Here is an 11,103-nt window from a genome sequence, read left to right as displayed (position 1 = left end):
ACTATGCTGATTTTTTCGTCTATAGAATTATCAAATTCAATTTGTGATAAATTAACATCAATTTTTTTCAATCCCTCAATCACAACTTTTGATTCGGAATAAAAAGTACTGCATAAACAGCAAAGCAAAGTTTGTAAATATGATATTTTGATTCGATTATAGATAGGATTCTTGTAATCTCCCCAACTAAGCCTATATGACTCAGGAGATATTCTTGTTTCCTCTGAAGACAATATTCGAATTGAGTTCTTTACTTTTTCCTCTTTCGGGGCTCTAAAATTATCATATAGACAATCAAATTCCTGAGGTTCGTCGATTGGAATTATAGATAATTTTTCACTTCCGACTGATTGTTTTAAGTCATAGACTTGAAGCCGAATCTTACCTTTTTTATTTAGGAGTCCACTTTTAAATGGACTATTTGTCCCTAAAAAATCTATTGTTGATTTAGTCAAAAAATCAGATGATAGAAATAAATATTCATTGAACTTAGTTTTACTTGAATCATATCCACATAATTTTAACAAATTCGATTTAATTAGCGTTAAATCGAATCTTGCCGGACTATTGCTAAACTCTGCTTTTATTGAGGTAAGCTCAACTTCTGCACTGTCAAATTTGATAGTAGCTATCTTTTCATCTGAGGGTATTAACCATTGAGCCAACAATAACAATTCTTTCTTGGATGACTCATTAACGCAGCCTTCAATATAAATGTTATGAAGGTTATCTGTGTGACTGTCAGAAAGGGCTATTAATCTAGTAAATGTATGGCAATATTCTTTAAGATTCGAATTTAACATTGTCAGCCAGTATCGTGATTTTTTGTTGACCACTTGCCATGTTTTCGATGGTAATTTGTTTGTCTTTCAAAGTTCCCTCAAAAGTTATCGTAACATTGTGATTTGTTGTTAATTTTGATTTTTTATCAGAAGCCGCAATCGAGTTTTCTCTTGCTATGAAATGCACACCATCCAATTCTACATCAGCGCGTTTTATATATTTTTTGAAAGAGGAATTCAGCTCCTTATTCTTTGTCTTATCTGAATGTGCACAAACCGAACTACATATGTCATCTATAGATATTTGCTGACCATTATTAGCCTTTATTAACGCAACAGCGACTGCCCTTGCATCACCTGGGTTTACGTCAGGTTCGGTTTTTGCCCAATTAAAAACGACACCCGGAATCTTTCTAGAATAAACTGAGTCGTTTTCTCTAAGTTTAACTGATAAGAATTTTTTGAAATAGTCGGTTATTGCTGAATCGGTATCTTGTTTTTGACCAACTCTTCCTTTCTCAACTGCTAGAACATCCCATTTGAAGTTTTTATCAACATCAACCAAAACCCTTTTTTGTATTGCATTTTTATCCTCAGATAAGGAATCTACTATTTCCTTAAATGTCATTAAATTAGGATTTTTCTTATCTCTTACTTGCTGTAATACTTTAGTGTAATCAACTTTAAGAATAGCAATAAAGCTTTTCGCTACTGTGTTAACAACCATTGTTACCCTTGTTATGATTAAGACGCCACTTGATGCAGTATTCGGGTGAGTAACTAAAAAATATTCAGCAAGCTTTTTCGAATTATCAACAAAATTCAGGGTAGGGTTATTTATTATTTCGCGACACAAAACTGGCGTTGTAGATTTATTGACATCCTCGAATAAGTATTGAGTACCTCTGGCACATTCTATTACTTTTTCAGTAAAAAAATCTTCTTGAGATTTAGATAATGTTACCTTGTCTAAATATTGAGGTAAGCTAGTACCTTGTATCATGATGTGATAGATAAACTCATGTATTTTTAGGCTTTTAATTGAGTCTTCAGTTACTGATGACGGTCTTTGTGTACTACTCATTGTGAAATTCCTTTTTAGCTTACAACACTCTGATGTTTATTTGTTTACCGTTATTAAACGCAAGAAAAAACATTTTCTATTCCAATAAAATTACGACTGATTAGAAAGCCAACGACCGTACGTTTTTCTTATCATCCCCCTATCAGCATGTCCCATTTGTGAAGCGATCCACATTGGCTTTACCTTGTGACAACATTGTCGAAGCGAATGTGTGACGACACTAATAAGGGCGCGATATTTCACGTGGATTCTATCGAGAGTTGGTTCCTATATGTACTTTCTCAACCCGTCAGCATATTTGTACGTTGTTTTAGTTTTTGGGTCAATAAATACTCTAAAATTGTCGCAAAACTGCGACTTGTCTATTTATATTAAGGATATCAATAGTATTATGTTCTAACTCAGCGGTTCAGATGTTTTGTTTGGTTTTACGTACTTGCGGCGCACATTAGTTGAAAATCAGCTTCGCTGATGCTTTTAAGCTTTTGACTTCCCCTCGACTCAACACTCGCCAATTTTTTGGTGAATTTAGTCGTTCATTGTCCAGCGACGATAAAAACCGATTCCGGCTCAAAAGACTACCGGAATGACGTGGGGGATTGTTCTAATTCACTGCCGAAGGCATTCTTGTTTGAACAAAGAGAATGCCTTGTGGCGCAGCTATAAACTGTGTGCGAAGCACATGCTTTTGATTTTGCTTTCTTCTTTTGACTTCCCCTCGACTCAAGGCTCGCCAATTTTGTGGCAAATTTAGTAGGTCAATTGGCAAGGATAGCCAATTGAGGCTTGTGACGTCGGGAACGTCTCAAGCCGGCCTGCTTAATTTGCCACAAAATTGGATGAAGAGCCTTGCTGGAGAGCGGCCTTTCTTCGTTAGTTCTTTCGGCTGTTGGAAAGAAGTAACTCAAGCAGCAGGGACGCTGCTTGAAGAACGCAATGGATTGCGGTGAGCGCAGCGAATACCCTGTGCGCTTGCGCATGCCTTGTGTGCGAAGCACATAAATGAACGATGCTTAATCCGCTAAATCCGCGTCACAAATAAACAATATGTCCATAATTATCGACGGATCCCATTCCCGCATGGCCGCTTCCGATGCTTTGCGAATATTATCCAGTTCACGCACAGTGGCCACACTAAACGACTCGTCGACAATAATATGCACGAGCAGATAGATGTCTCTACCGCTTTTGCTAATTCGCACTTCGATGTGTTTGTAGGGTACCGTTGACAGGCTTTGTTTGAGCTTTTTCTCGATCACCGCTGTGACGGCTTCCGGTGGTGCTTTACCAATAACCTCTTTCAGGCTATCTAACATGATTTTGCACGGAATTGGCAGGATTGCGAGGCCCAGCACAACTAATAATAGTGGATCAACATAGGGGGCGTAGGCGGCATAACCATAGTGTTCTAAGCCGTAAGCAATGATAAATCCAAGTAAGATTGACGCACTTAATACACCGTCAATCAACCAGGTGTGGGCATCCACTTTAACCAGATCAGAACGTAGTGATTTGCTGCGCTGCTTCATATAAAAAGAAATGGCCAAACACCCAATGGTGGCAAACACGCCATAAATCATCGCCAGATCATATTCAGCTGCATTACCGCCGGCCAAGAGACTACTGATAGATCCAACAATGGCGTATAAGCAGGTCACAATGATGATGAGTGATTTAAACAGATTTAAGGTCGGTTCAATGGCTGTGTAGCCGAAGTGAAATCTATCGTCATCAGGCAGTTGCACAAGGTTCGCAACTTTAAGCGTTAATAAGGCCATAAAAAATGCGATAAGAGAGTAAACGCCGTCAAATAGAATGGCACCTGACTGAGTGATGAGTGCAAAACCAAAGGCCACAAAAACAAACAATCCAGCCATATATAAAGAAAGCTTTAATAGACGTTTTTCGTTTTGTTGGTGAAATTCAATTGCCATAATTGTTTAGCGGAGAAATAAGACGCGCGGATTCTACTCCCCTTTTTAAAATTTGGTAGTCTGAAAGTAACGACAAAACCATAGATAAAGCGACTCACCGACAAGGTGGCATTTTGACAATAGAACCTGAGCCCGCAGGTTGCACTAATTCACTTTGTGGTGAATTTAGCTGGCCCATTGTCCAGCGGCGATAAAAAGGGATTCCGACTTAAAAGACTTCCGGAATGACGGTTTTCAACATATAGCCAATATTCAATTCTATTTATGCTAATTGCACAAAAATTCCGCTAAATTCCCTAATAAATCCCTTTCTCAAACACCTAATCCAAGTTGTTTTTAAATTTACTGGCAAGCTGAATAAATTGCTCAATCTGCTCAGGGGCAATATCAGATACCATGGTATTCATCACTTGTTTTTCGATTTTATTAAAATGTTTTATCAACTCACTACCCCGCATAGACAAGGATAAAATTTGACTGCGTCCGTCGTTTTTATTATCTGTTTTAATCACCAACTCTTGATTGACTAATTCTTTAATCAAACGGTTGATTTGGGCTTTATCCCGGCCCATAAAATCTGCCAGTTTTTGCCCTGTACAATCTGTGATTTTCGAAATCACCTTGAGCGACTTTAAATGCATGGGTGACAAGTCTGCATCTAATAGCCTGACCTGCTGGATAATATTATTACGTACCTTATGTAATAAACTAAACAGGGCTTCGCTTAATTCCATTGGTATTCCTCATTAATTTTGAGTAATTAATATAGTTGACACTATCAACCACATTGATTATAGTAGACATTATCAACTTTAATTCATTGGATGGTGTTATGCAACTTAAGTTAAAAAAAGCACTAGTCTTGCTGCCGATTATGCTCTGCTTAATCGGCACCATTACCGGTATTATGAGCTATGTCAATTTGGCGCCTGAGCAAGATTTTTTGCAAGCTTGGCTATATGCCTTTGTATTTGCATTTGCGGTAATGTTACCAAGTGGCGCGCTGGTATTTGCGGCGGCACATAAATTGGTTAATAGCCTGTTTACTAGTTTGCCAACTCTGTATAAAAAGCTGCTACAAGGGGTATTAATGGCGGTGGCGATGGAGTCCATCATGGCGATTGTTACCACGCTAATTAATCATGAATTTGTGGGCATTAGCCCCTTTTTAAACATGGTCTTCACTAGTTTTATCTACGCCTTACCCATAGGCCTTGGTTTTGCTTGTTTGATGACTTTTGTACTACAGCCCAAACTTGCTCGTTTTTTTGCTGGCTCACCTGCTTAACAATGCAACACGGGTACTAGTAGACAAAAGACCTAATAGCACAAAAAACCGAGTTGCAAGCCTCCACTATTTTTTATTGCGGTCGAAGCCAGTGTAGTGAGACAACTTAAAGAACATCTTAATGCTCATTGCCAATAGGATAAAACCAAGCTGTAGGCCAGTGTTTATTTGATTCGTCTCGAAATTTACATGGTTCCAGCTTTTTTCCCTAAAGATCCAAGGCATGGTGATATGGGTCAAAACTTTGATTTTGATTTGGACGGTCAAATCGACATGCTTAATGGCAGTGAAGAAGAAGGCCATTGGTACCTGTATAAAAACGTCAGTAATAATACCAATAACTTTGTATTGGTGGACACTGACATGACCATTGGTAAATCGAGATAAATGTTTGGCAGAAATACCAATGCGTTTAGCCACTTCATCTTGTTTAAGTGAGGTTTTGGACAAACAACGACGTTGGAATACTACACCAGGATGGGGCGGTAAAGTGAATCAGCACGCACAGTAGACTCTGATTGAGTAATAAACGCTGGAATAGTCATGGATTACACCCCTTAGCTCAACATTGTAACAATCGCCCTGCCAGAAATCACACAGCACGGCACCACAAGGTTCAACGTTATTGACGGTAATAGTCACTGACCAGCATTCTTTATGATCAGGATTGAATTGGATTGCTCCTATATCAGATAAGTCATTAATGGTAACAGCCGCATCGAGATCAGCCTTGGTTGCCTTATGAATACCAGAGCCAACGAGGTCAAGTCCGATAGATTGTTGCTCGAAAGAGACGGAACCGTCATTGTTTACAACCTTAGAGACAAAGCCCACATCTCCGTTATTGTCGTCTATCTCGGATTTAAAACGCTCATACCAGCGAGAGGCAATATTTTGCGGCGTTCCCAGTAGTGATCCTCGAAATAGGTCCCTGATCTGCCCTTAGGCGAGTCATAAGGAACAACTGTCACTTTCAGCTATATAGGGAACGATTAAGCGTTTGGCTTCTTGAAGTTCTTTAGTTCGCAGACTTTTCTTAAGTCACGACTTACCGATTGCCTCTCGAATGTCCTTAGGGACTTCTCGACGAGAGTAATAAACGCCTGATGGTTTGTGTTTAAAAGGACTCGCCATAATCGCCATTCAGTACCCGTTGACGAAGTAGGTTCCTTCCTCTAATCCCAGAAACGACAAGGCCCCGCGAGTTGCGAGGCCTATACGTTATATGGCGGAGAGCGAGGGATTCGAACCCCCGGTAGGTTTGACCCTACGTCTGATTTCAAGTCAGGTGCAATAAACCGAGCTCTGCCAGCTCTCCTAAAACTGTTTTTACAACTTGCTTTGCTTGTACTGCCGCTCTGCAAACTGAGGTGCGCATAATAATGACGTTTTTTTACCTTGTAAAGTGTTTAATCCATAAATTAATTTGTTTGCTTAGAGTTTGAGCAAGATGATTATTTTTACAGCGTGTTACGCTTTGTAATAGTTTTTTCACACTTTATTACTTGAGTTTTGGAACCAAAAGCCATACAACATACCCAATGTAGTGATAAAGTATTGTTTAACTTAATTATGGAGTTTCAAATGGAACAAAGAACCGCTTTTAGCAGTGCCAGTCAAACGTCAGTATTGCAGACTAATAAAGTGTTACGCAATACTTACATGTTATTGGCCATGACATTAACGTTTAGCGCAGTTTGTGCTGGTATTGCGATGTCTTTAGGTTTAGGACAAGGCGCAGCCATGGTGATGAGTATTGGTGCGCTTATCATGATCTTCTTCCTTAACAAGGCAGCACAAAGCTCAATGGGCATTGTGTTTGTGTTTGTATTTACCGGTTTATTGGGCGCATCTTTAGGACCAATGCTCAATCATTATGCTGGCTTTGCAGGTGGTTCTGAATTAATACTGCAAGCCTTTGGCGCTACAGCCTTAGTGTTTTTTGGGTTGTCCGGTTATGTATTGACGACCAAAAAAGACTTCTCATTCATGGGTGGTTTTTTGATTGTTGGTTTAATCGTGGCGGTAGTCGCTTCATTGGCTAACATCTTCTTCCAAATTCCTGCATTGAGCTTAGCGGTTAGCGCTGCAATCGTATTTATTATGTCTGGTTTCATCTTGTATGATACTAGCCGTATTATTAACGGTGGCGAAACTAACTACATCCGCGCGACTGTTTCTATGTATTTGAATATCTATAACCTGTTCACTTCTATCCTGCACTTGCTAGGTGCGTTTAACAGCGACGATTGATCTAACAGGTTAAACTAACCTTTAAACACCTCAGCTTGCTGGGGTGTTTTTTTTAGAAAGTCAGGTATTGTAAACTACGCATTTCTAAGAGAACGCATTATGGCAAACATCGGTATTCTGGTTATGTCTTCACCCTCAGCATCGCAAAATGCCAGCAGTGCTTTACGTCTGGCACAGACGATAGCGACTTCGGAGCATAATCTACTTGGGGTGTTTTTTTATCAGGATGGTGTACATAACGCCAATCAACTGCAAGTTTCTGCAAGTAATGAACTTAATTTATACGCCGCTTGGACACAGTTAGCCACAATTCATGCCTGCCCTCTTTTAGTCTGTGTAACTGCCGCATCTAAACGGGGTGTACTATCTCAACTAGACGCAAGTGAAAACGACAGTGAACACTTTAATCTTAGTGCCCCTTTTCAGTCTGTAGGTTTAGGTGAGCTCGCACAATTGATACGCAATAGCGACAGGCTGGTGCAATTTTGAGTTCTTCGTCAACAACAGGTGCTATCAGCAACAATATTGCCGTGTTAAACCGTGCAGCTCCATATAGTGGCTGTACTGCCCAAGACAGTCTGGATTTTATTATTGCTATGTCAAACTTTGGGCAAGACATCAATGTATTTTTTAGTGACGATGGCATATTTCAACTACTAAAAGAACAAAACCCTGTAGCTATTACGCGCAAACAATTCACTAAGGGGCTGGCGGCTCTGCATTTTTACGATATCGAAAATTTGTATGTGTGCAGTAAAAGTCTCAGTGACAGAAACATTGATGAAGATAGATTAAACATCCCAGTGAATTTATTACCACCACAAGAATTTTATGCCTTGCTCAAACAACATCAACATGTGGTAACGTTCTAATGGTATTGCATCAAGTATTTAACAGCCCTTTTAACAGTGCTGAACTACAACGCTTTTGCGAACATGCACAAGAACACGATGCCTTATTGTTATTGCAGGATGCGGTTTATGCACTTAATCATCCCTTATTTAGTTCCCTACTGACCCAGCAAAAAACCATCTACATCTTAGCAAACGATCTTCTCGCCAGAGGACTAGTGTGTCATGTGACACAGGTAAAGGTGATTAGTGATCAGCAGTGGTTAGCTTTGTGTGTAGAGAGTAGCAAAGTGATTAGTTGGACTTAGGGGCGCTTAAGAGTTGATCATGAGTAAAACGAGAATACACAAGTTATGAATTATTCTTTCGAATTTAATGGCACAACTATCAACACTGATAAAGCAGGCTACTTGTTAAACATGCAGGATTGGCAACCTGAACTCGCCCCCCTGCTCGCCCAACAAGAAAACATCAAATTAACTGAGTCCCATTGGGAAGTTGTCAATTTTGTACGAGATTTTTACTTGGAATATGAAACCAGTCCGGCCATGCGTGCCTTAGTAAAAGCCATGGCACAAACATTAGGGCCAGACAAAGGTAACAGCCGTTACCTTTTTAAGTTATTTCCACTAGGCCCTGCTAAACAAGCAACTAAAATAGCTGGATTACCTAAGCCAGCAAAATGTCTGTAACTTATGCCCATTATCCTTGAAACTGCACCTTTGTTGACTACCTTTACTCAAGGCCGCCATACAATTCCAATGATAAGGGATAAATACCCTAAGCTTTAGCGCCTATTACGCTTAAACCATTCATATATGGCTGTAGTATCTTAGGTACAGTTACCGTTCCATCGGCTTGTTGATAGTTTTCGAGAATCGCCACTAATGTTCTGCCAACTGCTAAGCCAGAGCCATTCAGTGTATGCACAAGCTCTGGTTTGTTGGTTGTCGGATTACGATAACGAGCCTGCATACGACGCGCCTGAAAATCGAACATATTTGAACAAGATGAAATCTCACGATAAGCATTCTGTGCTGGCAACCATACTTCTAGGTCATAAGTCTTACACGCACCAAACCCCATATCCCCTGTACACAACAACACTTTACGATAAGGTAACTCTAATAGTTGTAGTACCTTTTCAGCTTGTAAAGTGAGTTCTTCCAAGGCATCAAATGAGGTTTCAGGAGCGACAATCTGCACTAATTCCACTTTATCGAACTGATGCTGACGTATTAAACCGCGAGTATCACGGCCATAAGAGCCGGCCTCACTTCTAAAACAGGGGGTATGTGCTGTCATTTTAAGCGGGAGCTGGTCCGCAGATAAAATTTCATCACGCACGATATTAGTTAAAGGCACTTCAGAGGTTGGGATCAAAGACAAACCTTGACCTTCTTCAGTAGCCGGTTTGGTATGAAACAAATCCGCACCAAACTTGGGTAACTGACCTGTACCATACAAACTATCCGCATTAACCAAATAAGGAACATACATCTCTTCATAGCCATGCTCTTGAGTATGTAAGTCCAACATAAACTGCGCAATCGCACGATTTAAGCGAGCAATCTGGCCACGCATTACCACAAAACGTGAACCTGTCAGTTTAGTCGCGGTTTCAAAATCCAAACCTTTATCAAGGTCTGTCCCTAAATCCACGTGGTCTTTGACTTTAAAATCAAAACTACGGGGGGTACCCCAACGCAAAATCTCGAGGTTTTCACTCTCATCTTTGCCTGTGGGTACTGAATCATCGGGTAGATTAGGAATGCTCGCTGCTAAGCTCTGAATTTCCTCCAATAACACCACAAGTTCGGCTTTGGCTTTATCTAAGTCATCACCGAGTTGCCCTACTTCTGCCATTAAGGGAGCGATATCTGCACCAGAAGCTTTAGCTTTACCAATGGCTTTGGAGCGCACATTACGTTCGTTTTGCAGATCCTGAGTACGCATCTGGAGTGCTTTGCGTTTTTCTTCTAGTTGATTAAATGTTGCTACATCTAATACAAAACCACGCTTTTGCAATTTAAGCGCGGTTTGTTCAATTTCATTACGTAAATATTTTGCATCTAACATGTTGTATTAATTAGCCTTTAACAAAAAAAGTGACAAAAATTGTGCCTAACCAAGCCGCTAACAAACAGCCCAGCATATTGAGGAACATATTGAGTATGCCCTTTAACCAGAAGCCTTGTTGAAGCAAGTACAAGGTATCAACCGAAAATGTAGAGAAGGTGGTAAATGCACCTAAAAAGCCGATACCGATGGTGGTACGCCACATTACCGCTTCCATTTGCCCCTGCTCTATTAAAGAGTAAAGCAAACCTAAACTAAACGAGCCTATTACATTGACTACTAGTGTACCAAAGGGAAAGCCTTTGCCAAACCATTGAAAGATAAGTTGTGACAGAAAATATCGCATGCAGGCTCCACTCGCCCCACCTACCGCAATATAAAGGTAAATCATTGAACCTTGCATTTATTCATACCTTTTGATTTGGCTTTGATTATTCAAGCTGCTGAGGAAATCTAATTTTGCTTTAAGTTTGATTTCCATTCCTCTGTCATTAGGTTGGTAGTATTGGGTGTTTTGCATCGCTTCAGGAAAATAACATTCACCTGCCGCAAATGCATACTCTTCGTTATGGGCATAACGATATTCAGCACCATACCCCAGATCTTTCATTAAGCTTGTTGGCGCATTACGTAGATGCTCTGGCACCGCATAATCAGGCTTCTCTTTAGCATCCTGCATAGCTTGTTTGAAGGCCATATACACAGCATTACTCTTAGCGGCACTGGCACAATAAAGAGTGGCCTGTGCAATAGCACGCTCTCCTTCTGCTGGGCCAACACGTTGAAATATATCCCAAGCATTTAAGCATACTTGCATGGCGCGAGGATCTGC

General features: G+C 40.2%; 14 protein-coding genes and 1 tRNA gene. 7 read left to right on the top strand and 8 right to left on the bottom strand.

Annotated elements, in window-relative coordinates; all coding sequences use genetic code 11:
* From AX660_RS23300 to AX660_RS09335, 4 genes are all read right to left on the bottom strand, one after another.
* Window positions 1-803 (bottom strand): hypothetical protein (locus AX660_RS23300; RefSeq protein ID WP_162266413.1); only part of this gene is annotated, 803 nt, incomplete at its 3' end.
* The gene (locus tag AX660_RS09345; RefSeq protein WP_068375869.1) at window positions 784-1,866 is read right to left on the bottom strand and encodes a nucleoid-associated protein; all 1,083 of its coding nucleotides are present in this window, start codon (window positions 1,864-1,866) and stop codon (window positions 784-786) included. The genes AX660_RS23300 and AX660_RS09345, both read right to left, overlap by 20 nt.
* 1,013 nt (window positions 1,867-2,879) lie before the next feature.
* Window positions 2,880-3,800 carry a cation diffusion facilitator family transporter gene (locus AX660_RS09340; protein ID WP_068375867.1) on the bottom strand — a complete coding sequence of 307 codons (921 nt, stop codon included), beginning with the start codon at window positions 3,798-3,800 and terminating at the stop codon, window positions 2,880-2,882.
* A 320-nt stretch (window positions 3,801-4,120) separates the two neighbouring features.
* Window positions 4,121-4,534 (bottom strand): MarR family winged helix-turn-helix transcriptional regulator, encoded by a 414-nt coding sequence (locus AX660_RS09335; protein ID WP_068375865.1) that lies wholly within the window; start codon window positions 4,532-4,534, stop codon window positions 4,121-4,123.
* A 98-nt stretch (window positions 4,535-4,632) separates the two neighbouring features.
* On the opposite strand from AX660_RS09335, the gene AX660_RS09330 reads away from it, so the two are divergent.
* Both AX660_RS09330 and AX660_RS23180 read left to right on the top strand, forming a co-directional pair.
* Window positions 4,633-5,088: a DUF2798 domain-containing protein gene (locus tag AX660_RS09330; protein ID WP_068375863.1), complete on the top strand. Its 456-nt coding sequence runs from the start codon at window positions 4,633-4,635 to the stop codon at window positions 5,086-5,088.
* Between the two features lie 231 nt (window positions 5,089-5,319).
* Window positions 5,320-5,475, top strand: a complete 156-nt coding sequence (locus AX660_RS23180) for a hypothetical protein (RefSeq protein WP_157884318.1) — start codon at window positions 5,320-5,322, stop codon at window positions 5,473-5,475.
* 839 nt (window positions 5,476-6,314) lie between these two features.
* Here AX660_RS23180 and AX660_RS09320 read toward each other — a convergent pair.
* Window positions 6,315-6,406: transfer RNA gene (locus AX660_RS09320), tRNA-Ser, on the bottom strand.
* 266 nt (window positions 6,407-6,672) lie between these two features.
* On the opposite strand from AX660_RS09320, the gene AX660_RS09315 reads away from it, so the two are divergent.
* From AX660_RS09315 to AX660_RS09295, 5 genes are all read left to right on the top strand, one after another.
* The gene (locus AX660_RS09315) at window positions 6,673-7,341 is read left to right on the top strand and encodes a Bax inhibitor-1/YccA family protein (protein ID WP_068375859.1); all 669 of its coding nucleotides are present in this window, start codon (window positions 6,673-6,675) and stop codon (window positions 7,339-7,341) included.
* Between the two features lie 99 nt (window positions 7,342-7,440).
* Window positions 7,441-7,830, top strand: a complete 390-nt coding sequence (gene tusD / locus AX660_RS09310; protein WP_068375857.1) for a sulfurtransferase complex subunit TusD — start codon at window positions 7,441-7,443, stop codon at window positions 7,828-7,830.
* Window positions 7,827-8,213, top strand: a complete 387-nt coding sequence (gene tusC, locus AX660_RS09305) for a sulfurtransferase complex subunit TusC (RefSeq protein WP_082768826.1) — start codon at window positions 7,827-7,829, stop codon at window positions 8,211-8,213. Before tusD ends, tusC begins: the two co-directional genes overlap by 4 nt.
* Window positions 8,213-8,500, top strand: a complete 288-nt coding sequence (gene tusB / locus AX660_RS09300; protein WP_068375855.1) for a sulfurtransferase complex subunit TusB — start codon at window positions 8,213-8,215, stop codon at window positions 8,498-8,500. The genes tusC and tusB overlap by 1 nt, the downstream gene beginning before the upstream one ends.
* A 45-nt stretch (window positions 8,501-8,545) precedes the next feature.
* Entirely contained in the window at window positions 8,546-8,884 is a 339-nt protein-coding gene (locus AX660_RS09295; protein WP_068375853.1) for a TusE/DsrC/DsvC family sulfur relay protein, read from the top strand.
* 88 nt (window positions 8,885-8,972) lie between these two features.
* Here the strand turns inward: AX660_RS09295 and serS are convergent, their stop codons facing one another.
* The 3 genes from serS to AX660_RS09280 form a co-directional block, all read right to left on the bottom strand.
* Complete coding sequence (gene serS / locus AX660_RS09290) at window positions 8,973-10,271, bottom strand: serine--tRNA ligase (RefSeq protein ID WP_068375851.1); 1,299 nt, start codon at window positions 10,269-10,271, stop codon at window positions 8,973-8,975.
* A 10-nt stretch (window positions 10,272-10,281) separates the two neighbouring features.
* Window positions 10,282-10,674: a fluoride efflux transporter CrcB gene (gene crcB / locus AX660_RS09285; RefSeq protein WP_068375849.1), complete on the bottom strand. Its 393-nt coding sequence runs from the start codon at window positions 10,672-10,674 to the stop codon at window positions 10,282-10,284.
* A partial coding sequence (locus AX660_RS09280; RefSeq protein WP_456095289.1) for an AAA family ATPase occupies window positions 10,675-11,103 on the bottom strand: 429 nt, incomplete at its 5' end.

Source organism: Paraglaciecola hydrolytica, assembly GCF_001565895.1.
Lineage (GTDB): Bacteria > Pseudomonadota > Gammaproteobacteria > Enterobacterales > Alteromonadaceae > Paraglaciecola > Paraglaciecola hydrolytica.
Note: the sequence above shows the minus strand (reverse complement) of the source record. Positions and strands in the feature narration are given on the sequence as shown.